Source organism: Sphingorhabdus sp. EL138 (genome assembly GCF_945862485.1).
Taxonomy (GTDB): Bacteria; Pseudomonadota; Alphaproteobacteria; order Sphingomonadales; family Sphingomonadaceae; genus Sphingorhabdus_B.
Map to the genome: position 1 here is coordinate 25488 of NZ_CAMAYF010000003.1, position 22572 is coordinate 48059.

18 protein-coding genes are annotated in these 22572 nt (G+C 55.6%); 7 read left to right on the forward strand and 11 right to left on the reverse strand.

Annotated features, from left to right (window positions below):
* The 8 genes from Q0O33_RS02120 to Q0O33_RS02155 form a co-directional block, all read right to left on the reverse strand.
* The gene (locus Q0O33_RS02120) at positions 1–423 is read right to left on the reverse strand and encodes a DUF4112 domain-containing protein (RefSeq protein ID WP_295495403.1); all 423 of its coding nucleotides are present in this window, start codon (positions 421–423) and stop codon (positions 1–3) included.
* 19 nt (positions 424–442) lie between these two features.
* Positions 443–1897, reverse strand: a complete 1455-nt coding sequence (locus Q0O33_RS02125) for an ABC transporter substrate-binding protein (protein ID WP_295495406.1) — start codon at positions 1895–1897, stop codon at positions 443–445.
* A gap of 42 nt (positions 1898–1939) precedes the next feature.
* On the reverse strand, positions 1940–3451 hold the full coding sequence (locus Q0O33_RS02130; protein WP_295495409.1) for a serine protease: 1512 nt from the start codon (positions 3449–3451) through the stop codon (positions 1940–1942).
* Between the two features lie 54 nt (positions 3452–3505).
* A complete protein-coding gene (locus tag Q0O33_RS02135) occupies positions 3506–5611 on the reverse strand; it encodes a transglycosylase domain-containing protein (protein WP_295495412.1) in 2106 nt (701 codons plus the stop codon).
* A gap of 70 nt (positions 5612–5681) precedes the next feature.
* A complete protein-coding gene (nadA, locus tag Q0O33_RS02140) occupies positions 5682–6674 on the reverse strand; it encodes a quinolinate synthase NadA (RefSeq protein WP_295495415.1) in 993 nt (330 codons plus the stop codon).
* 137 nt (positions 6675–6811) lie between these two features.
* Positions 6812–7726, reverse strand: a complete 915-nt coding sequence (locus Q0O33_RS02145; RefSeq protein WP_295495728.1) for an MBL fold metallo-hydrolase — start codon at positions 7724–7726, stop codon at positions 6812–6814.
* Between the two features lie 124 nt (positions 7727–7850).
* Positions 7851–8795, reverse strand: coding sequence for a M56 family metallopeptidase (locus Q0O33_RS02150; RefSeq protein ID WP_295495418.1), 945 nt, complete (start codon positions 8793–8795; stop codon positions 7851–7853).
* 101 nt (positions 8796–8896) lie between these two features.
* Positions 8897–11290 (reverse strand): TonB-dependent receptor, encoded by a 2394-nt coding sequence (locus Q0O33_RS02155; protein ID WP_295495422.1) that lies wholly within the window; start codon positions 11288–11290, stop codon positions 8897–8899.
* Between the two features lie 214 nt (positions 11291–11504).
* On the opposite strand from Q0O33_RS02155, the gene Q0O33_RS02160 reads away from it, so the two are divergent.
* From Q0O33_RS02160 to Q0O33_RS02175, 4 genes are read left to right on the forward strand one after another with little or no spacing between them, the layout of a single operon-like run.
* A complete protein-coding gene (locus Q0O33_RS02160; RefSeq protein WP_295495425.1) occupies positions 11505–13517 on the forward strand; it encodes an alpha-glucosidase in 2013 nt (670 codons plus the stop codon).
* Positions 13514–14545 (forward strand): LacI family DNA-binding transcriptional regulator, encoded by a 1032-nt coding sequence (locus Q0O33_RS02165; RefSeq protein ID WP_295495427.1) that lies wholly within the window; start codon positions 13514–13516, stop codon positions 14543–14545. The genes Q0O33_RS02160 and Q0O33_RS02165 overlap by 4 nt, the downstream gene beginning before the upstream one ends.
* Positions 14542–15444 carry an aldo/keto reductase gene (locus Q0O33_RS02170; protein ID WP_295495430.1) on the forward strand — a complete coding sequence of 301 codons (903 nt, stop codon included), beginning with the start codon at positions 14542–14544 and terminating at the stop codon, positions 15442–15444. Before Q0O33_RS02165 ends, Q0O33_RS02170 begins: the two co-directional genes overlap by 4 nt.
* Positions 15441–16511 carry an LLM class flavin-dependent oxidoreductase gene (locus Q0O33_RS02175; protein ID WP_295495433.1) on the forward strand — a complete coding sequence of 357 codons (1071 nt, stop codon included), beginning with the start codon at positions 15441–15443 and terminating at the stop codon, positions 16509–16511. Before Q0O33_RS02170 ends, Q0O33_RS02175 begins: the two co-directional genes overlap by 4 nt.
* Before the next feature lie 125 nt (positions 16512–16636).
* Here Q0O33_RS02175 and prfA read toward each other — a convergent pair whose 3' ends face one another.
* The gene (gene prfA, locus Q0O33_RS02180; protein ID WP_295495436.1) at positions 16637–17713 is read right to left on the reverse strand and encodes a peptide chain release factor 1; all 1077 of its coding nucleotides are present in this window, start codon (positions 17711–17713) and stop codon (positions 16637–16639) included.
* A 172-nt stretch (positions 17714–17885) separates the two neighbouring features.
* Positions 17886–19154: a histidine--tRNA ligase gene (gene hisS, locus Q0O33_RS02185; protein WP_295495439.1), complete on the reverse strand. Its 1269-nt coding sequence runs from the start codon at positions 19152–19154 to the stop codon at positions 17886–17888.
* A 46-nt stretch (positions 19155–19200) separates the two neighbouring features.
* Here hisS and Q0O33_RS02190 point away from each other — a divergent pair, with 46 nt between their 5' ends.
* Genes Q0O33_RS02190 through Q0O33_RS02200 form a run of 3 tightly spaced genes read left to right on the forward strand, consistent with a single transcriptional unit; the run spans position 19201 to position 20299 of the window.
* Positions 19201–19419, forward strand: a complete 219-nt coding sequence (locus Q0O33_RS02190; protein ID WP_295495442.1) for a hypothetical protein — start codon at positions 19201–19203, stop codon at positions 19417–19419.
* Positions 19420–19454: 35 nt separating this feature from the next.
* A complete protein-coding gene (gene ppa / locus Q0O33_RS02195) occupies positions 19455–19991 on the forward strand; it encodes an inorganic diphosphatase (RefSeq protein ID WP_295495445.1) in 537 nt (178 codons plus the stop codon).
* Positions 19988–20299 carry a hypothetical protein gene (locus tag Q0O33_RS02200; protein WP_295495449.1) on the forward strand — a complete coding sequence of 104 codons (312 nt, stop codon included), beginning with the start codon at positions 19988–19990 and terminating at the stop codon, positions 20297–20299. The genes ppa and Q0O33_RS02200 overlap by 4 nt, the downstream gene beginning before the upstream one ends.
* Positions 20300–20314: 15 nt before the next feature.
* Here the strand turns inward: Q0O33_RS02200 and sppA are convergent, their stop codons facing one another.
* Positions 20315–22189, reverse strand: a complete 1875-nt coding sequence (gene sppA, locus Q0O33_RS02205) for a signal peptide peptidase SppA (RefSeq protein WP_295495452.1) — start codon at positions 22187–22189, stop codon at positions 20315–20317.
* Positions 22190–22572 lie beyond the last annotated feature (383 nt).

The following is a 22572-nucleotide window of genomic DNA, read 5'->3' on the forward strand; positions in this document are numbered from 1 at the left end:
CTAACCCTCAATAATCCGCGTTGCGGGATGATGTTTGTCGAGATGTTTTTTGATTATCCTTAGATTCCGGCTGTTGGAACGCCAGACAAGGTCAAAAGCATCGCCGACAAAAGGGATTGCGCCAATCGCGGTATCCACACCGATATTTGCGCTCATACGGATAAGCTGCCATTTGGACATGCCTAGATTGCGGCCTTCCCACACAATATAGGCGCCCATGGCCGCGGTCACCAAGTCACCCAAAACAGGGACAAAACCAATCACACTATCCAACCCAAATGGAATTTTCGTGCCCGGGATAATGAAGGCACGCTCCAATATCTTCTCAAGCGCTTCCACGCGCGCGCGCACGGCATGAGGGTCATTACCCATAGCTGGCAAATCCTTGGCAATACGCGCAAATTGTTCCTGCGAAATCGGCACTGCAGTTACTCCTTTGCGCCTATGTCGGGTCACGCCCAAGATATTGCAACAGGTGCCAGCCACGGCCATTAGCGAAATGCCCCAATAGGCCGGGCCGGACGACTGACCAACGCAAAGGATTTGCAATGGGAATAAAGGCAACGCTGGTCTGCAATTCGGCCTCTGCCTCACCCAATAACTGCGCGCGAACCGCGCTATCGGTCGTGCGGCGGGCTTCGGCCACAATCTGGTCCGCCCGCGCACTACAGATAGTGGCAAACTTGCATGACAGCTGATCCAGATACCAGATAGGACTGGATTGCTGCGCGGTTCGGTCAACGAGCAACAAGTCATGCGGTCGGTCCACCGTCACACGCTCAATATCAATGCCGACTGTTGCAAGATCCGCCCGCAAGCGCGCAAAGAATATCCGGCTGCCATAACCACGCGGCAAAGCCACGCGTAATGGCCGAAGGGCGCCATTGGCATTTTCCCATTTGGCAACAGTATCCCGCGCCATAGTTCTGCGTTCTTCCACGGACGGCGTTGACCATATTGGCCGCTTTATGCTCGCACGATTTGGTAAGCTTTCAGGAACCAATGTGACCGTTTCCTGCCACGCCACAATGTCGAACGCCGTCAGCAATTTGGGGCGATCAATAGCCATGGCGATTGCCGTTCGATTGGCTATGTCGGACAAAAATGGACCGTCCTTGACCACCTGCAGACCGAATAAACCCGGAACCGCGTCAAATTGGATTTGATCAGCCCGAATGTTGGCCGCATCGAGCAACGGGAAGCTTTCAAAACGCCCACCTTCGACAAAGTCGCTTTGTCCCAATGCATAACGGGCAATCACCGTGGATGCGTCACCACGCCGCAATGTTACCATCGCATTGCCCAAGACCTGTCCGCCTTCGTCATCGGTTTCATTGCGCCGCAACTGCATGACCTGTCCAAATTTCTTGGCCTGCATCGGACCCGATCCGGCGCCTTTGCTGAGCAACCCGAATTCGGGCAAGGCCAGCAATTCCAGCAGATAGGGCATTGGGGCCTTCAGCCTAATTTCTACCACCTTACCCGTCATGGCGACGACACGGTCAATAACACCCAGTTCGGCACCAAGGCGTCCCTTACGCAATTCCCGGATGCGGGCAGTCAGAAGACGTGCAACCTCCCTCGATTCGACCTCACGCCCGTCATTCCACCGTCCTTTATTGAGGCGGAAGATATAACTCATGCCGTCTTCGGTCACGATCCAGCGATTGGCGAGGCCGGGCGCGACCCGTCCTTTTTCATCGAACGTCACCAACCCCTGCGCCGTTGCAGCGCGCAGATAGGCCGACGCCAACGGTAGCGGCGTTGCGGATATTTTTAGAGGCCTAGGGCGATTTTCAATCACATCAACCCGGACGCGTTCATTGTCGACGCCTTCAAAGCATCCGGCAAGTGTTGCGGACAATAGCAACAACAAAATCGACAGCGAACGGATCATGTCGCCACCATAAGCCCTAAGTCCTGACGCACAATCCAAGATTCAACGGTCAGAGCATGTGAACAGCAATATCTCGTTCGGCGTGGTCGGTAATTGCGCCGATATGGTCTTGTTCATATTTTCAATGTTGGTCAGTTGCTCTGGGTCGGCAGTGCAAGTTTTTACGTCATAGAGTTGCCGTGCCGCACGGGCGGATTGCATGGCATCATTGCCCGGCAAGAAACGTTCAATACGGTAGATATCGGTTTCTGGAGCGTAGCTGATAACCGAAATTTGCGCGTCATTATTGGGCACAAAGCTGCGCACCCAACGGCCACCGCTTTCGACATATTGTGTTCGTCCGTTTATGCATCCATCGGACTGCCACGTAAATTCGACGTCCGCGGTGTCGGACATAGTGACACGGCTGCGTTGGGGCTGCAACACGCAAATCTTCGCCAGCGGTTCGGCAGAAACGGCACTATTTTGGGAAACGCCATCGTCTGGCATATCAGCGGTCAATGCAGCCCGGACACGATCGTCGACTTCGTCAAACGATGGACGAGCTGCAAAAATTCCTACCGCCATGACAAAAAGCACGGCGCCGGCGGCAACGGCGGACTTAAATCTATCCCGCTGCTCCCGTTCGGAAAACTGCCATGCAGCGCCGCCTGCGACGGCGCTTAAAACCAGCAACAGCCCAGCGAGTGCGAGATGGTTTTCCCGTTCACCGATAACGGCATGTTCGGCATCGCTGCGTACCTTGCCTTCACGGCTGCGGCGCAGTTCTAAGGCAACGCGCGCCTCTTGTTCTATCTTGGCGCGTGTGGATGCCTCAAGCTCCGCCTCGGCGCGCGTTAACTCAGCGACCGACCGGCAATCCCCCCGCACAGAGCGGAACGTGACCCCGCGATTGGCAAGAAATGCCGACAATTCGCGCGCAGATATCGCGAAGTAAAATTCCGCACCGCCATCCGTAGGGACGGACCCGAAACTATTGATGCCCAGCACGCGTCCGCAGGCATCAACAATGGGCCCGCCGCTATTACCCGGGGCAATAGGCGCTGTATGCAAAAGCGATTCTACGGACTTGGACGTTCGTCCAGAAGAGACCGTTCCCCGCGTTTTTACGGGTTGCTGCGGACGGAGCACATCGGCTTCGCTCTGTTCCAAGGCGACATCCACGCTCGCGGGATAACCAATGGCAAATACGTCTGCGCCATCTTCCGGCGTTCCTGCAAAAATGCTCGCAGGCACGAGCGCGCCAGACGTCAATTGCAATAAGGCGAGGTCTTTACCCGGCAGGCTGGCCGAAACTCTTGCACGATAGCTTTGCGTGCCATCGGAGGGTACGATGACGATCTGCACACTGTCATCACCGCTGGCCATTTCAACAACATGGGCATTGGTAACGATTTTGTCGCGCGCAACAGCCACGCCAGAGCCGATGCTCACGATGCTCTGCTGTCCTTCGGTGGAACTATATACGATGACTCGCACGACGCTACGGGCGGCGGCGCTGATGTCACTTGCATCGGCAAGCGCAGGTGCAGCGAATGACGGAGACAGTATCAAGCACAGCGCCGCAAAATATCGCATGAGTTTAGTCATGACAGAAAAGAACACGCATCAACGTGGTTCCGGCGCGGGACGTTCCGCGCTGGGCGTAGGCTGAATATTGGCGCCATCGCGATCAAGTGTAATTTCAAACGGAACGCCATTCACGTCTGTGTTCACGGTCACGCCCTGCCCCTGATCGACGCGTATTTCTGAATTGCCTATGTCGACTGGCAATTCTTGCAACTCCAGAAGATCAAGCGGTTCAATCGGACCTTCCGGATCGGGCGTCTCAACGGTTTTTGGTCTGTTCACCGGCGCTGCATTGCGGATAGACTGGGACATGAAATCCCGCCAAATCCGCGCTGGCAAGCCGCCGCCGTTAATACCCCTTAGCGGGCTGTTGTCGTCATTGCCGATCCATACCCCGACGACGAGATTGCCCGCGAAGCCGACAAATAAGGCATCGCGATTATCCTGACTGGTACCGGTTTTTCCATAGGCCGGAATCGAAAGCCGCGCGGCCCGTCCTGTGCCTTGCTTCACCGATGCCCCCAATAAATCCAGCAACATCCGGTGCATACGTCCACTGAAAGAACGCGGTCCGGAGAACAACCACTCAATCCAGCCTTGCTCTTCTTGTTTGAAGGCGTGTGGTTCAACGGGCCATTGGTTGCCCGCCACACCCGCATAGGCCGCCGTCAATTCTAACAAAGTGACGCCTGAACTTCCGAGCGCTAGGCTCGGGTCCAAAGTGAGCGGACTGCGGATGCCAAGGTCTTTCGCAGCTTGCTCCACCTCTTTGCCGTCTACTTTTTGGTAAAGCCGCACAGCAGCGACGTTGCTCGATTGGGCAAAGGCTTGCTCCAATGTGATGTCGCCCCGGTAGCGCAATCCAGAGTTTTTCGGTCGATAACTGCCTTCATTAATGGGGGTATCGGCAATCATCGACTGCGGCGTCATGCCCGAACGAAGGGCCGCCAGATACACAAAAAGTTTGAATGTCGATCCGGGCTGCCTTTTGGCTTGCGTAGCCCGGTTAAAGGCGGATTGCTTATAGCTTTTGCCCCCAACCATGGCGACGACCTCACCATTTGGGCGCATCGCCACCAGCGCGATTTGCGCGCTACCAACGCCCGCGCGGGCGACAACCTTGCGGGCAATATTCTGCAAACGCGCGTCTAGTGTTGTGGTTATCCGCACGTCGGAATATCCGCTTTCGGTCAGCAGCCGCGCCTGCGGAATGGCCCAGTCGGCAAAATATGTACCCGTCGGCAATGTCTCGCGGACACGCACGTCCAACCGTGCGACGGGGGTGGCATCGGCTTTGGCCTGTGTAATGGCCTGATTGGCCACCATCGCCCTGAGAACAAGCTTGGCGCGCTTTGCGGCACGTTCGGGGTTCTTAGTCGGGGCCAGGCGTGACGGCGCTTGCACAAGGCCCGCCAGCATGACCGATTGACTCAGCGTTAAACGCTCCGGCTGTCGATAAAAATAATGCAGCGATGCGGCGCGCAGGCCGTAGACATTGTCACCAAAATAGACATTCGACAGATAACGTCCGAGTATTTCGTCCTTCGTCAGGCGCCCTTCAAGCCAGAAGGCAATGAGCATTTCACGCGCCTTGCGGGTGAGGCTACGTTCGGGCGTCAGAAAGGTGAATTTGGCAAGCTGCTGCGTAATAGTGCTGCCGCCTTGGGTAATCCCGCTGCCAAAAACGTTTGACCATGCTGCGCGCGCGAGGCCGCGCGGATCAATGCCCCAATGCGAATAAAAACGCCGATCCTCGATCGACAAAAAAGCCTGCACTACATGCGGGGGCAATTCAGTAACGTCGACAGGTCGATCAACGATTGCGCCGTTGCGCGCGATAGGTGTGCCGTCGGAGGCAAGCAATGTAATCCGCGGCGGCGCAATCGGCTGAAGCGATTTTGATAATGGTGCAGTGATCGCTAGCCAAAGCAAGAGGAGCACGAACATCGCAATCAGGCCTGCGACCGTTCGTCGGAACCACCACCAGCGCGTCTTGCCTAAAAACAGGCGCTTAGCCGGCACAGGAGCAGCATCATTCCATGGCTGCGGATCGTCGGGAAATTGCTGCGCATAATTATCATCGAAAGCAGCAAGCCGACCATCGATATCCGTATTTTTATTTGAAGAAGATCGCCGGAAAAGCATCGCGTGGCTGTATTATATCGATATAACGGTGAAGGCGAGTAGATATTTGATGCACCACGCCATCATCCCATCACGCCCGACCGAGATCGCCCTTGCCGACGGTTCCGCTCGCCATCTCTAACATCCGGTCGAGGCTTTTCTTTGCGCCCAATCGAACTGTTTCATCAAGTTCGATCTGCGGGGTCAAATCACGCAGCGCGAGATATAGTTTCTCCATCGTATTGAGTGCCATATAAGGGCAGATATTGCAGGCGCAGTTACCATCTGCACCCGGTGCGCCGATAAACGTCTTGCTTGGTTCCGCCTTTTCCATCTGGTGTATGATGTGCGGCTCCGTGGCGACGATCAAGGTATCCCCCTCCAACGTCTGCGCATATTGCAAGATACCGCTGGTGCTGCCGACATAATCCGCATGATCGATGATATGCGGCGGGCATTCGGGGTGGGCCGCAACAGGAACGCCCGGATATTGCGCCTTTAGCTTCAAAAGTTCGGTTTCCGAAAATGCCTCATGCACAATGCATACACCAGGCCACAACAGCATCTCGCGGTTGAACTTGCGGGCAAGATAGCCGCCCAAATGCCGGTCTGGACCAAAAATAATTTTCTGCTCTGGCGGAATTTGGCTCAGAATTGTTTCAGCACTGCTGCTGGTGACGATGATGTCCGAAAGCGCCTTCACTTCCGCCGAGCAGTTGATGTAGGTCAGCGCGATATGATCAGGATGGGCCGCACGAAACGCCTTGAATTTACCCGGCGGGCACGCATCTTCCAATGAACAGCCAGCGGCCATGTCCGGTAAAATGACGGTTTTCTGCGGACTTAAAATCTTTGCGGTTTCCGCCATGAATTTTACGCCGCAAAAGGCGATGACGTCTGCATCAGTCTCTGCCGCACGCTTGCTCAACTCAAGGCTATCGCCCACGAAGTCCGCCAAGTCCTGAATCTCGGGCTTTTGATAATAATGCGCGAGAATGACGGCATTTCGTTCTTTTTTCAGCCGGTTGATTTCTGCGAGTAGATCAAGGCCTTGCAAATTTTCGCGGAGCGTTGGGGCGTTCATGCGGTACTACCTTTGCCATGCCGAACCTATTCCGGCAGCTGAATTGATCGCCTATGTGGTCGATTTGGGTTCGCGAAACAAGGCTAACTTCAGGCTCTTATCGGTTTTTACGCATATTGGGAACAGCCACTATGCCTTCACGTTTCTGTGACAAGATGCCAACCATCACCTTGTACTGCGACACGCCCCTGATTTTGCAAATCGACAAGATGTGCAAGAACCGAGCGCCCAGCAGCGCCAAACAGGCGTGGGTCTAAACCCTTATACATCGCGGCCACCATGTTGGGAATGTGCCCCTCACCGCCCTCAAGCAAAGTCACAATCTGGCGTTCGCGTTGCCGGCGATGGCCAATCATTCCCCGCACAAGCTGGCGCGGGTTGTTTACCGCCGGGCCATGCGCCGGATAATAGACGCGGTCGTCGCGTTCATATAATTTCTGCAAGCTCGCCATATAATCGCTCATATCGCCGTCAGGTGGGCTGACAACGCTGGTCGACCATTTCATCACATGGTCGCCCGTGAACAACGCCCCGCTTTCCCGCAAAGCGAAGCAGAGATGGTTGCTGGTGTGCCCCGGCGTCGCCACGGCCTCTAGCGTCCACCCATCGCCTGAAATGGTTTCTGCGTCCTTAAGGATGCGATCCGGCTGGTAATCAGGGTCAAAGGCACTGTCGGCGCGCGGACCATCATCGCGCAGCACCAATGGCGCGCAGCCAATGATCGGCGCGCCCGTGGCGACTTTCAAGGGCGCAGCGGCTGGCGAATGGTCGCGATGGGTATGTGTGCACAGGATCGCGGTGACTTTTGCGTCGCCCACTGCGCTCAAAATCGCCTCCACATGGCCCTCGCCATGAATGTCTGCGGGGTCACCAACGCTTTGACCACTCCCAACGGGGCCAGGGTCGATGATAGCAACGTCCGTCTTATTGCCGACAATCCAGGTCTGCGTGCCCGTATAGGTATAAGGCGAGGCATTAGGCGCCAGAACGCGCCGCACAAGTGGCTCATGCTGCTCAATTTCGCCGGCTTTGATGGTGTCGGGCCATTTCATTCCGGCGATATGGCGCATATCAGACAAAAGAGAAAGGGGCGGCCCGTAAAAACCGCCCCATTAGAGTTCTGACCCTAGAACCGAAAAGCGCAGCCAGAGGTTCTGTGATAGTTTGCCAGTCAATTTACTTGTCGGTTTGCGCCTCGAGCTGGCGGATCTCTTGATCCAGCTTTTCGATCACATCTTTGCGCACGGCTTTGGGAATATCTTTTTCCGAAGCAATCTCACTACGTGCCTCGCGCAAGCCTTTTATCGCTTCAATTCGGGCAATCTTTGCTTGCCCCTTGCCGCACATTACAAGGCGGACGCGCGCCTTTTTCGTACCATCCGAACCTTCGACATCGGCAGTGACGGGTTGCTCGGCGGCAGTGCAGTTTTCGGTCATTTCTTGAATGTCGATCTCAGGTATATCGGCGGCGGCTTTTATGATGATCCGCTTGGGTTCCAATATCCCGCGCGCGCCTTCGGCCATAGCCGCATCGGCCGCTTTGCCAGACGCTTCAGCCTCGCCGACCATTTTTTCGACTTCCTCCTCCGTCAGCTTCTTGTCGGTCCGGAAGATGAAGATTTTACCGTCACGTTCGACCTTGGTGACATCTTTGTTATCGCCGTCATGGCCGACGATATCGACCTCTTTCCCGTCGCGCTTTATCTTGATGATCCGGACATCGCGCTTGACCGCTTCGGCCTTGCTATCGGCAGCAGTTGCATCCTGTGCAACCACGGCGGGCACAACTGTTGCTGTAAGCGGCAGGACAATAGCAGCGGCGGCCATAACACCGATTTTCCCAAACAAGCGCCGTTTCGTGCTGGCATTTTTCATATTCAGTCTCCTCAATCGTTCGATGATAGTTTTTGGTGAATTCAGTGCGGTCGCAAAGATCGGCACGCCGCCAAACGCTGTCCGCGCCAATGCCCGTCCATAAATGACGCGTTCCTCGGCACCTTTCACCGCTAAGACACGCGCATCGCACGCCACTTCTTGGTCAACGCGAAAGACGTTCCAACTCAACCACGCGACCGGGTTGAACCCAAAAAGGCACAATAGAGAGGGAGATGCGGACTTCATCAATTATCTCGCGCCATCCAATTTCTCCTCCCCAAAAAATCGAAAAAAGGCCGAAACCCATTGTGGATTCCAGCCTTTTTTTGAGCCTAAAGGGCTTTTTGTTATTTCGCGCCGAAATTGATTTTCGCTGTTACGCCAAAATAACGATCTGCCTCGCGGGGGATGATGTAGCGATATGCACCACCGGGACCACCCGATACGATCGAAGATGCAAAACTCTTGTCGAACAGGTTCTTAACCTGAAACGCAAGTCGCCAGCCATCATTCGGATCAACCAAAGCTGCGGACAAATCGACAATCGCGTAGCCATCTACGGTCGAACCAAGGCGCACAGCCGGGTTCGCACTTGCTTCGTAAATTTGGTCGGACTGCATTGCGATTTGGCTTCCCAATTCGATATTCGCAAAACCTGAAGTTTCAATGTCATATTGCGCGCCAAGCGACATTTTCCACTTTGGAGCATTCGCTAGAGGCGTACCCTTGGCGACCAATTGTGATGCATCGGCACCTGGTGGCAAACGGAAATTCTCAACCTGTGCCTTGTTGTATGCAACGCCGCCCGAAAGGCTGAAGTTCCGCAATGGCGATGCAACAAAATCAACCTCGAAACCCTTTGTTGAAACCGAGCCAGCATTTGTAAGGCGCGTGGTACGCACACCGGCCACGAAATCGGGGCTGTTTGCCTGATAGTTGTTATACTTGGCATAATATGCCGCGAGGTTAACAATCAGATCACCGTCAAGAAGCGTATTTTTCAATCCCACTTCATACGCGTTGACCGTTTCCGGTGCGATAACACCGGCGCCCGGCGTCGTTAGGTTGTAGAATATATTGTAGGCTGGACCTTTATAGCCACGGGTATAGCTTGCATAAGCCATATTGTTTTGCGTGAGGTCAGCCTGCACGGCTGCCTTGCCCGAAACGTTATTGTTGCTGGTGCTGGTGGTGAAGGGAACACCGTTTGACGCGCCGGCCACAAAGCCTGTTGCCGGGGCTGTTGCCACGAGACCTTTATTATATACGCCCGCGTCAAAACTTGGTTGTACGCCTGGGCCCGCCAAGGATGTACGGCGAATATGGTTCACGTCCAATTCGTCATGTGTGTAGCGCAGACCACCAATGAAGCGCAGACTTTCGGACAGGTTCAACGTCGCCTGTCCAAATACCGACATATTTTTGAATGTCGAACCAAAGTCAGCCGTTCCGGCAGGAGTTGTGATCGTCGACGCCCCCGCAGCCGTTGAACAAGGTGTGAGGCCCGGCACCACCGCAGCAAGCGTTGATGCTGAACATGTGATCACATTGCGCGTGAATGTCCGGTCCGATTCCGCCTTCGAATAATATGCTCCGATGACATATTCGAGGAACTGCCCGGTTGGTGAAGCAATTCGAATTTCCTGAGTTAAGGTATTCGATGTTTGCGGGCCATTATCATGTAATTGGTTCAAACCAACATAGGGCCGATCGAGCCAGTCGCCGTCGCGGATTTCAGTGTTATCCCAGCCACGATAGCTGGTAATTGAAGTCACGCTATGCTCGCCCAGTTCCATGTCTGCTTGCAGCGCAATGCCCCAGCTTTCTTCCTTCGTCGCAGTGACGAGGTTCTGCCGAATGTTGCGTGAGTCCGAACGATCAAAGCCAGTTCCAACCAGCGCCAGAGCGGCCGCGTTGGTTGGCGTGTTGCCAATAATTTCGGCACAGCAATCGTCATCGGCTTTACGGTAATCGGCGCGCAGCGTCAGCATTACTTTTTCGCTAACGTCGGCTTCAATCGCGCCGCGAACACTATAATGTTCATAGCCATTGACCTTTTTACCCGTGGTCAAATTGTTAATGTTGCCGTCATAGCTTCCGTAAAATCCGGTGAAGCGCGAACGCACATTGGCGCTTAGCGACAAGTTAACCGTCGCACGACCGCGATATTCGGATTTCGTGAAAAATGAACCTTCGACCGTCGCGCCATATTCAGCCGTCGGACGCTTCGTCACGATGCTTACTACACCAGCGGATGCGTTCTTTCCGAACAATGTGCCCTGTGGTCCGCGCAAAACTTCGATACGCTCAACGTCGAACAAATCCGTGAAGCCTTCACCAGCACGGCTCAAGACCACACCATCGAGAACAGCAGCGACCGATGGCTCAGCAGCAATCGAGAAGTTGATGGTGCCAACGCCGCGCAGGAACAATGCCTGGTTCAGTGACGTACCCGCCTTGCGGAAGTTCAAACTTGGAACGAGATACTGGGCATTTTCAAGGGTGATGCCGCCATTATTGGCGACAGCCTCTCCGCCAACAACGGAGACAGCAAGCGGAATATCCTGCAAACGCTCTTCACGCTTTTGCGCGGTTACGATGATTTCTGCATTGGCAGAATCATCTTCTGCTGGAGCGGTCTGCGCCATTACGGGCAGGCTTACCCCTGCCATGATAGCAGCGCTTGCGAACAATGAAGCGCGGATGAAAGACGATTTCTTAAATTCAGAACTGAACATCATATGTACCTCCCTAAAAATGGCCATCCGCTTCTCAACTAAATCACTTGAGTTTGCGCAAGCAATAAAAGCTATGTGAGGATATACCTTAGCAATGGCTGGGTTGTTACCAGATTGACTCAATATGTCTAGCGGTGTCATATGGCGACGATTTTTAAGTCCGAACTGTTGCAATGTTGTCATAGTAGCAGGTTCGAAACGGCGAGAGGGACGGAAGTTGCCATTTTCAGTCATCATGCAATCAGACGGCTTTGACCTGCTGCGCGATAACAACTGCATGCTGTCACATCGCGCGGGCGCTCCAGTTATCAGCATTGGCGTTGGATCACCGGACCTTGAAATGGTTCGCGGCAATTTTCGCATCGACGACATCGTTGAAACACGATTGAAGCTGGATTGCTCCTCCCAAGTCGACGGCTGTATCCGGCTTTGGAACGCAAAACGACCCGACATTGTCGCAACGCTGGAGTTTGAGGAAAAGGCGCAGCGATCCATCCTCAAATTTCGCTGCAACGATCCCGCCTTCAACCGGCTTTGGATAGATATGCAATGCGCAACCACCGAAGCCCTTTGGGGCGGCGGGGAGCAAATGTCCTATTTACGGCTGAACGGGCGTCGCTTTCCGTTCTGGACGTCGGAGCCTGGGGTAGGCCGCGATAAATCGACCGCCCTTACCCAGACCATGGATGCGAATGGCCTGGCGGGCGGTGATTATTGGACGACCAATTACCCGCAACCGACATGGGTAAGCAGTGCGCGTTATGCCGTGCACCTCGAAACGGCAGCTTATGCCGTACTCGATCTTACGGAAGCAAGCCGGGTTGGCGTCGAATGCTGGTCGGCCAATGTCGATTTAGAGCTTTTCGATGCGCCATCGCTGCCCAATCTGGTGACCAAATTGTCCAACCGTTTCGGGCGTCAACCGCCCTTGCCCGACTGGGCGATTTCTGGGGCAATTGTCGGCCTTAAGGACGGCGTGGACACATTTGACCGCTTCGAGACCATAGCTGCCTCTGGCGCGTCCATTACGGGGCTGTGGTGCGAGGATTGGGTGGGCATCCGCCAAACCAGTTTTGGCAAACGCTTGTTCTGGGACTGGAAATGGAACGCCGCACGCTATCCCGACCTGCCTGCACAGATCGCGTCGCTGGCCAAACGGGGCATTCGCTTTTTGGGCTATGTGAACCCCTATCTGGCGGTGGACGGCGCTCTCTATTTAGAAGCATTGGCCAATAATTATCTCGCATTGCGGCAGTACAGTGACGACGCCTATGCGGTCGACTTCGGCGAATTTGACGCTGGCGTTGTCGATTTCACCAATCCTGACGCCGCCAATTGGTTTGCCGACCGTATCATTGGCCAGGAAATGCTCGATTTCGGATTGTCAGGTTGGATGGCCGACTTTGGCGAATATCTGCCAACCGATGTGCGGCTGTTCGACGGATCAGACCCGATGGAGGCGCATAATCGCTGGCCCGTTTTATGGGCGAAGGTCAACGCCGATGCGATAGCGTCACGCGGCAAAACGCACGACGCGACCTTCTTCATGCGTGCGGGCTTTTCCGGCGTTCAGGCACATTGCCCCTTATTATGGGCGGGCGACCAAAGTGTTGATTTCACCCGCCATGACGGCATCAATACGGTGATAACGGCCGCTTTGTCGTCGGGCATGTTGGGCAACGCCTATCATCATAGCGACTTGGGCGGCTATACGAGCCTGCACGGCGTGGTGCGGACGGCAGAACTTATGCACCGCTGGATCGACCTTGCCGCCTTTGCACCCGTCATGCGCAGCCATGAGGGCAACCGTCCCGCGGATAATCTACAACTGGACAGCAGCCCCGAAATCCTGAACCATTTTGCACGGATGAGCCAAGTCCATGCGCAGCTTGCGCCTTATGTCCGCGCATTGTGTGACGAAGCATTGGCTAAGGGCCTGCCGCTGCAACGGCCACTATTCCTGCATTATGATGACCCTGCATATTTCGACATTCAGGACCAATATCTTTATGGCGCTGACATGATCGTCGCACCGGTTGTTGAACAAGGTCAGGACAGCCGTCCGGTGGCAATACCCGATGGCGATTGGGTCCATCTCTGGTCCGGCACGGCCTATGGCAAAGGCACGCATGAGATCGCTGCACCGCATGGTCAGCCAGCCGTCTTCACCCGCACCGACAGCGCATATGCGGACCTGTTCGCGGCCATCCGCACGGCGTTTTCTGCATGAACCCTCGCGCCAACATACGCGATGTCGCAAAGCTGGCTGGCGTAGCGGTCAAAACCGTTAGCCGCGTGCTGAACGACCATCCTTATGTGAGCGCGGCGACTAAGGCCAAAGTGGACGCCGCCATGTCCGAGCTTGGCTTTAGCCCCAGCATCGCAGCACGCATTCTTGCTGGCACCAAATCCGGGCAGATTGCCCTCATCTACGACAATCATAGCCCTTATTATATGCACCAGATCATGCAGGGATGCTGGGACCGATGCCATCAAGAAGGCATGCGCTTGATTGCGCAGCCGGTGGATGTCGCCGACCCAGACGTCGGCGAACAGGTTCTGGGCATGGTCCGGCAAACACATGTTGACGGCGCAATACTCTCCTCCCCCGTAACCGATTGCGTGCCGGTGCTGAATGCGCTTGAAGCGCTCAACATTCCCTTTGTCCGCATCTCACCGGGCACTAACCATGCGTTGACCAGTTCCGTCTTCATGGATGATATGCAGGCCGCTGACGACATGACGACGAAGCTCATCAACATCGGCCATCGGCGGATTGGCTTTATCAAGGGCCACCCAAATCATAAGGCGAGTAGTGAACGACAAGCGGGTTACGAACGTGCACTGGGACGCGTCGGCATCTCGGTTGATTCTGACCTAATTGCCGAGGGACGGTTTGATTTCGAAAGCGGCGTATCGGCCACGGAACAGTTTCTGTCGCTCAAGCTTCCACCCACCGCGATTTTCGCATCGAACGACGACATGGCATCGGGCGTGCTTGCGGTCGCGCATCGGCGCGGCATTCAAATCCCCGAGCAGCTTTCGGTTGCTGGCTTTGACGATACGACACTGGCGCGTGTTGTCTGGCCGCCCTTAACCACGGTGCGCCAACCCGTTCGAGACCTTGCCTCCACCGCCGCTGACCTTTTATTTGGCGAAGGCGGAATTGAGCATCGTCGTCTGCCCCACGAACTTATCAGCCGCGAATCCGTGGCCCCACCTTATTTTCCTGCACCAAAAAAGAGCAAAAAATCATGACCCTTCCTTCCCCGTCACGCACGCGTCCATTGGGCAAAAGTGGCATAGAAATCTCTTCCCTCGCATGGGGCATGTGGCGCTTTGCTGGACTTGATTTGTCTGCAGCGCGCGCCGCGATTGATGCCGCATTTGATGCTGGTATTACTTTGTTTGACACCGCCGACATTTACGGTTTTGGCGAGCAGGGTTTTGGCAAGGCCGAAGAACTGCTGGGCCAAATATTTGCACAAGCCCCTGAATATCGGGACCGCATGATACTGGCGACAAAGGGTGGCATCACCCCGCCAACGCCTTATGACAGCAGCGCGGAATATCTAACCAAAGCCATTGATGACAGTCTGACCCGATTGCGCACGGACCGTATCGACCTATGGCAAATTCACCGCCCCGATGTGCTGACCCACCCGCAGGAAATCGCCCGCACCATCGAAAACGCGCATAAGTCAGGCAAAATTCGCGCATTCGGCGTGTCCAACTTTACGCAAGCGCAGATTACAACGCTGGCGCAATTTAGCACGGTTCCCATTGTCTCAACACAACCCGAACTGTCCCCCTTGCGGATCGACACCATCGAAAATGGCGAGTTGGATCAAGCGATAGCGATGGACCTTGCGGTCCTAGCGTGGTCGCCTTTGGGCGGCGGGCGCATTGGGGACCCACAAAATGCGCGTGAACAAAATGTCGCTGCAGCCCTTTCGGCGGTTGCAGCCGCGCACGGCGTTTCGCGCACAGCAGCGGCCTATAGCTGGATCATGGCGCACCCCGCCCGCCCCATCCCGATTGTCGGTTCACAAAACCCGGCGCGGATTGCCGAAGCCGCCGACGCTTTCAAAATTCAATGGACCCGCGCGGATTGGTACAGCGTCCTTGTCGCCGCACGTGGAGTGCCGCTGCCATGAACACGCCTGTCGAAGTGAGCTGGTTCTCCGCGTTGTGCGATGACGACTATGAATTTCTGGGCGTGCCTGACGCCAATTTGGCCTCCAGCTGGGAACATTGCCGCAATATCGTTTTGGCTGCCGAAAAAGGCGGGTTTGACAATATCTTGCTGCCATCGGGCTATACCCTTGGCCTCGATACAACCGCCTTTGCAAGCGCGATTGCGGCGCTAACCACGCGGATCAAATTGCTGATGGCTGTGCGTATCGGCGAAAGCTGGCCTCCCCAGCTTGCACGGCAAATCGCAACGCTGGACCAGATTTCGGGCGGGCGGTTGAATGTCAACATCATCTCGTCGGATTTGCCCGGCGACAAGATGGATTCCGAGCCCCGCTATCGCCGCACCGTTGAGGCGATGCACATCTTGAAGACGTTGCTGAACGGCGAACATCTGTCGATCGATGGGGAGCATTACAAGATCGACATCGACCCGCCGCGCATAAAAACGGTCAGCGGTAAATGCCCCCCGCTTTATTTTGGTGGCCTCTCGCCAGCCGCAAAGGATGCCGCTGCCGAAGGTTGCGACGTCTATCTCATGTGGCCCGAAACGGTGCAGGGTGCCAAGGACTTGGTAGAAGACATGACCGCCCGCGCCGCCAAGTTCGGCCGCACGCTGAAATATGGTTTCCGCGCCCATGTCATCGTCCGCGAAACCGAGGCAGAGGCCCGCGCGTATGCCAACCATTTGCTGTCCAAGCTTGATGCCGATCAGGGCGAGGCTATCCGCAACAAATCGCTCGACACGCAGACCTTCGGCGTCGCGCATCAGGCCGAATTGCGGGCGCAAGCTGCGGCAAATGATGGATATCTGGAAGATAATCTGTGGACCGGCATTGGCCGCGCCCGTTCAGGTTGCGGCGCGGCCATCGTCGGAGATCCGGACCAAGTGCTTGCCAAGATTAACGCCTATCGCGACATAGGTATCGAGGCGTTCATATTGTCGGGCTATCCGCACATCAACGAATGCGACATGTTTGCGCGTTATGTGTTGCCGAAGCTGGAACATGGGCGGTTGGCGGTAGATTAACCCCCCCTGATTTCTTGAGCCGTCACCCTGAACTTGTTTCAGCATCCATCGTGCAGCACTAAGCCATGTTTCCGGCTGATAAATGGACCTTGAAACAAGTTCAGGGTGACGGGAAAATCGAACAGTTAATCCCCCAACCCCGCCATACGCTCGGCCTGATCCTCGGCAATCAACGCGTCAACCAGTTCGCCCAAGCCACCGCCCTCCAATATCTCGGGCAGCTTATGCAGCGTCAGGTTGATCCGGTGGTCGGTCACGCGGCCTTGGGGAAAGTTATAGGTGCGGATGCGTTCGGAACGATCGCCGGAGCCAACCATGGCCTTGCGGGCTTCGGCTTCGGCGCCCTGGGCCTCCTCACGCTCTTTTTCATACATGCGGGCGCGCAGGACCTGCATCGCCTGCTCCTTGTTCTTGTGCTGGCTACGCCCGTCCTGACACGTCACCACAATACCCGTGGGCAAGTGGGTGATGCGCACGGCGGAGTCCGTGGTGTTAACATGCTGTCCACCTGCACCCGACGCACGGTACACGTCGATTTTCAGGTCGCGGGCCTCGATCTGTATATCCACTTCCGTCGGCTCCGGCAGAACCGCCACCGTTGCCGCGCTGGTGTGGATCCGCCCACCGCTTTCGGTCACCGGCACGCGCTGCACGCGGTGGACGCCGCTTTCATATTTCAGCTTGGCAAACACGCCCGTGCCTTTAATCGCAACGACCACTTCTTTATAGCCGCCCACGTCGGAGGCGCTGACCGAAATTGGTTCAATCTTCCAACCCTGCCCCGCGGCGTAACGTTCATACATGCGATAGAGATCGCCCGCGAACAAAGCGGCTTCGTCGCCGCCCGTGCCCGCCCGAATTTCCAGCATCGCTGGTCTGTCATCCGCAGAATCGCGCGGCAGCAACGAAATCGCGAGCGACGTTTCCGCGTCCGATAGCTGCTGCGTGACAACATCGAGCTCCTCGACCGCCATGGCATGCAAATCAGGGTCGGAAGTATCTTGCGCCATAGCGCCAAGCGTTTCGATTTCTGCACGCAAGCGCCGGACTTCGGCGGCAGCCTTGGCCACAGGCTCGAGCTCGGCATATTCGCGGGAGGCAGCGACAAAAGCGTCGCCCTCCAGCTGCCCCGAAGCCATCCGCGCCTCAAGCTCGGAAAAGCGCGATTCAATTTGCGCGATGCGGTGCGGGGAAATTTTCAATTTGCGTCCCCACACACACCGTCGCTCCAGCGGAGCATAATCGCGACGTTTCCCTCCACGTCATGCTGAACTTGTTTCAGCATCCACCGTGAAGCCGATACCGAAGGGCAGAGAGGCGAAATGGACCCTGAAACAAGTTCAAGGTGACGGTGGACATCTACGGTAGGACGGCTCATTCGCCGTCGCCACTGGCAGCCTGATAACCGTCAGGGACATGCGCCAGAGCTTTGGTAATCAGATCTCTCAATGCGTATGGAGACCCCTGAACATGCGTGATGTGCAATTGCTGGCCAGGCCGAATGAACAGTAGACCGTCTACGTTGGCTTTCCGAGCAGATTCGATTTGCCGCTTTGGATTGGTTTTGAATGAGCGGAAAACGGGTACGCCCTCCCGGCGCAGTTTATTGGCTACGCGCTGGGCTTCCTCGTCTAGCTCTGGTGCATCGGCGACGACTGCAAAAGTCATTTCACGACCTGTTGGCGCATCTAATAACATCGCCAACCGTTCAATCCCCGCGGCCCAGCCGACCGCTGGCGTCGCAGGGCCACCGAGATTCTCGATCAAGCCGTCATAACGTCCGCCGCCAAGCACAGTGCCTTGCGCACCCAACCGGTCGGTCACAAATTCAAATGCGGTATGGCGGTAATAATCAAGGCCGCGCACCAACGCCGCATTGCGGGTCCACGCAACGCCCGCGGCATCAAGGCCTGCGGTGACAGCGCCGAAGAAATCCTGCGCTTCGCCCGATAGATAATCGTCGATAACAGGCGCCGCATCGGCCACGGGGCGGTCCTTGGGGTCTTTACTGTCCAAGATACGCAGCGGATTTTTCTCCAGCCGCGATAGGCTGTCTTCGGACAACATGCCCTTATGCTCATTGAAATAGCCAACCAACGCCGCGCGCCATGCATCGCGGCTCGGCGTGTCACCCAGCGTGTTTAACTGCAACGTCACGCCTTCATGGATGCCCAATTCTTTAAGCAACTGGTCCGCCATGACCAGCAATTCGACATCTGCCGCAGGCTCCGCTGCACCAATGATTTCGGCGTCAATTTGGTGAAACTGGCGATAGCGACCCTTTTGCGGGCGTTCATAGCGGAACAATGGCCCATGCACCGACAGCTTCATCGGCGCAAATTGCTGCCAGCCGTTGGTGAGGTAAGCGCGCGCGATGCCAGCGGTGAATTCGGGCCGCAGCGTTATGGAATCACCGCCGCGGTCTTCAAAACTGTACATTTCCTTCGAGACGACATCGGTTGCCTCACCCAGGCTGCGCGAAAAAACCGCTGTAGGCTCAATGACTGGCAGTTGCAGGCCCTTGAAACCATACAGCCTGCGCACACGTTCAAAGGTCGCAACCACATGCGCAAAGCGCTCCTCGGTCTCACCGAACATGTCTTGCGTGCCGCGCACGGCTTGGGGTGTCTGTATCTTTGCCATAATGAAGCGCCCTAGCGGCTAATTGCTTTGAGTGGAATAGGGCTGGATGCAACGCCGCGCTTTCTCCAAATCTGCGCCAATGAACTCACGCACATTGTTCCGCACACGCCGAGCAGAAGATTACAACACGCCGGTTCGGTTGCAAGTAGAGTGCAAGAAGCGTTTTACACAAATAGACATCGCCTATTCGCATGGTTTACGCTATCCGCACTGCGAAGTCACAGGCCAAGGCAAGACCGCGATGGATTGTCTGCTCAGCCCATGACAGACCAACGAATATCAAACTGAAAGCATTCTCCCATGCGTATTGACCTCATCCCTGCGGGCGACAATGTACCCGAAAACCTCAACGTCCTGATCGAAGTCCCCATTGGCGGTGAGCCCGTGAAATATGAATTCGACAAGGCATCGGGCGCCTTATTCGTTGACCGCTTCCTGCATACGCCGATGCGCTATCCAGCCAATTATGGCTTTGTTCCGCACACCTTGGGCGAAGATGGCGATCCCTTGGACGCTTTGGTCGTCGCCCGCTCCCCCATCATCGCCGGCGCGGTTGTCAAATGCCGTCCGATTGGCGTGCTCATGATGGAAGACGATAAGGGCGGCGACGAAAAATTGCTATGCGTTCCGGTGAACGAAACCTTCCCTTATTATTCCGACGTCGTGACCTATAAGGACATGCCCCCTATTGTCCTGCAACAGATCGAGCATTTTTTCACCCATTATAAAGATCTGGAGCCCGGAAAATGGGCCAAGCTGAATGGTTGGGGTGATGAAACGGACGCAAAACGCATTATTATTGAAGGCGTTGAACGTGCGAAGGAAAAAGGTATATGAAACGGATTGCGCTGGTCGGCATGATATCCTTCGCGCTTTCGGCTTGCGCCACCCCCGAAACCCGCGTCCGCACGGCATTGATGGATGCGGGGCTTTCGCAACCCATTGCCGGGTGCATGGCCGACCGGATGGTTGACCGCCTTTCGCTGATCCAACTGAACAAGCTGAAGGGCCTTAAGAAACTGCGCGGGCAAGATATGCGCAAGATAACCGTCGAGGAATTTCTGCGGCGCACCCGTGCATTGCAAGACCCGGAAATAGTGGGCGTTACAACATCCTCCGGATTAATCTGCGCGGTGAAGACATAAGCTTCACCGCACGTTTTAGCTGAAGGCCTTCAGCAAAACAGACAGCCAGGTTTTTTCCGCCGCGACAGGAGCAGGCGGCGCGAAGTCGCCGCATTCCAGACATTTCGCCTGCACGCCTTTTACGCCTGTCAACAACTCGAGATCCGCCGCAACGCGCTGCATGAAAAGGCTTTGCTGCCATGCGGCATGCGCAAATATATCCATCGGTGCGTTCGATTGCGCCTTTTTCGGCATCAACCCCTGAAGCAGCGTATCGGCAAAGCTGGTGGGCGGTTCAATATACACCGCGTGCCAACCATCCGGTTTTAACCCCGCCTGCTTTGCTGCCTCCGCCAAAGCATCATTCATATTGCCTGACCGGTCGACCAAACCAAGCTGACGCGCGGTGCCGCCAGCCCACACGCGCCCTTGTGCAACGGCATCCACTTGCTCAGGCGTCTTTTTGCGCGCTGTCGCAACCCGCGTTAGAAACTGACGATAGCCATTTTCAATCGCGCTTTGTGCCACGCGGTCAAATTCGGGGCTGAAACCGTTCAGGACATCGGGCTCGCCGGACAATGGCGTCGTCTTGACCCCATCGGCATTCACACCGATTTTCGCAAGGCCCGCCTCGGCACTTGGGATAACACCGAAGATACCGATGGAACCCGTGATCGTCGAAGGGTCAGCAAATATCACATCGGCGGGTAATGAAACCCAATAGCCACCGCTGGCCGCCAGATTGGCCATGGACACAATAACCGGAATATCCTTGGCCTTAGCCGCGGCAATCGCGAGGCGGATTTTTTCCGATGCGGTTACGGATCCACCAGGCGAATCCACGCGCACAACAAGTGCCTTCAAATCCTTGGTATCGAGTGCCTCATAAATCAGCGCGCTGATAGTATCGCCAGCCGCTGAGCCTGGGCCGCCCTCACCATCAACGATGGTTCCCGCAACCGTCACAACGCCAATCTGCTCTCCTGCCGATGGCGGGCCGTAACTGGCCAGCAACGCATCCATAGGCGTGTGCGCAAAGCCACCGGTCGTCATCTTTTCATCCGCGCCCACTTTGCTGGCGATGAACTTTCCAAAGGCAATTTTGTCACCCAGTTTATCGACCAATTTTGTCGATAGCGCCAACTGGCCAAGGTCGCCTTTTGCGCCCTCAACCGCATCAGCGGGATTGGTCAGCAATTGATCCAATTGCGCCTGCGGGCGGGCCTTGGCGACGTCAGCTTTCCATTGGCCCCACACCTCATCATACACACCCTTGATCGCCATTTTTGATTCAGGCGACTGGTCAGACCGCATAAAGGGTTCGACGGCACTTTTGAACGTGCCCACGCGGTAGATATTGGCCTTTACCCCCAATTGGTCGAGCAATCCTTTAAAATAAGGCTGCGATCCCCCTGGACCTACTAATAATGCACCGCCCAACGGATCCATCCAGATCTGCGTAGCGTGGGCAGCCAGTTGATAGCTGTCATCGGTGTAAGCGGTTGCAAAGGCATAAACGGGTTTGCCCGCCTTTTTAACGGCATCAATGCTATCTCCAATTGCGGTAAGGCTCGCTTGCCCGCCGCCCATGAAGCGCTCCATGTCCAATACAACGACTTTTACCCGCTTATCGCTTTGGGCAAGCTTCAACGCGCGAATGATATCACGTTGACGGATTTCGCCGACAGGGGACGCCGACGAGGTCAGCGCCATCAGCGGGTCGATTTCGGCCGGCTGTTCGGCCACCACGCCATCCAGCTTGAGCAGCAACGCACCATCGCGGACCATCGCCGGGTTTGGATTTGCATTCAGCAGCGCGAAAATGGCTACAAAGAAAAGCGCCAGAAACAGCAGCACAAACAGGTCTTTGACACCGACCAAAATTTTCCAGCTCACGCGCATAAACTGCATTTCTCAAATTCCTTAAAAGTCTTACAAAGAATGTAATCATTTCAGCAGGAAATGCCAACAATGTTCGACAAAAAACATCGGTATGGCAAAAAGTGGATGCGTATGGACAACAGAAAAAGGGCCACTGGAGCGAACCAGCGGCCCTTAAACATGGGTCAGCGGTCGGACACCCGCTGCCGGAAGTTGCTTTCATGCCGTGAGCGGCATCGCTGATTTGCTCAGCGGCCGATCTCCCGAACGGAATTGTCCGACCTCTTAACTGAACCATGAGACATCGGATCACCTCCTTTCGTTGAATGGAATTTGCTTGCATCAAACATTTATCTGCCCTCCGCAATTCGCAAGGTGAATCAAACGGCGAGCACAAACAAGTCTTGTAATAA

What these genes read in the sequence shown, in the direction of transcription:
- Q0O33_RS02135 (WP_295495412.1), bottom strand. Translation starts at nt 5,611, where the DNA reads ATGCTTTTCCGGCGATCTTCTTCAAATAAAAATACGGATATCGATGGT.
- Q0O33_RS02125 (WP_295495406.1), bottom strand. Translation starts at nt 1,897, where the DNA reads ATGATCCGTTCGCTGTCGATTTTGTTGTTGCTATTGTCCGCAACACTT.
- sppA (WP_295495452.1), bottom strand. Translation starts at nt 22,189, where the DNA reads ATGCAGTTTATGCGCGTGAGCTGGAAAATTTTGGTCGGTGTCAAAGAC.
- nadA (WP_295495415.1), bottom strand. Translation starts at nt 6,674, where the DNA reads ATGAACGCCCCAACGCTCCGCGAAAATTTGCAAGGCCTTGATCTACTC.
- hisS (WP_295495439.1), bottom strand. Translation starts at nt 19,154, where the DNA reads ATGGCAAAGATACAGACACCCCAAGCCGTGCGCGGCACGCAAGACATG.
- Q0O33_RS02200 (WP_295495449.1), top strand. Translation starts at nt 19,988, where the DNA reads ATGAAACGGATTGCGCTGGTCGGCATGATATCCTTCGCGCTTTCGGCT.
- Q0O33_RS02190 (WP_295495442.1), top strand. Translation starts at nt 19,201, where the DNA reads ATGCAACGCCGCGCTTTCTCCAAATCTGCGCCAATGAACTCACGCACA.
- Q0O33_RS02145 (WP_295495728.1), bottom strand. Translation starts at nt 7,726, where the DNA reads ATGAAATGGCCCGACACCATCAAAGCCGGCGAAATTGAGCAGCATGAG.
- Q0O33_RS02170 (WP_295495430.1), top strand. Translation starts at nt 14,542, where the DNA reads ATGACCCTTCCTTCCCCGTCACGCACGCGTCCATTGGGCAAAAGTGGC.
- Q0O33_RS02155 (WP_295495422.1), bottom strand. Translation starts at nt 11,290, where the DNA reads ATGATGTTCAGTTCTGAATTTAAGAAATCGTCTTTCATCCGCGCTTCA.
- Q0O33_RS02175 (WP_295495433.1), top strand. Translation starts at nt 15,441, where the DNA reads ATGAACACGCCTGTCGAAGTGAGCTGGTTCTCCGCGTTGTGCGATGAC.
- Q0O33_RS02150 (WP_295495418.1), bottom strand. Translation starts at nt 8,795, where the DNA reads ATGAAGTCCGCATCTCCCTCTCTATTGTGCCTTTTTGGGTTCAACCCG.
- ppa (WP_295495445.1), top strand. Translation starts at nt 19,455, where the DNA reads ATGCGTATTGACCTCATCCCTGCGGGCGACAATGTACCCGAAAACCTC.
- Q0O33_RS02165 (WP_295495427.1), top strand. Translation starts at nt 13,514, where the DNA reads ATGAACCCTCGCGCCAACATACGCGATGTCGCAAAGCTGGCTGGCGTA.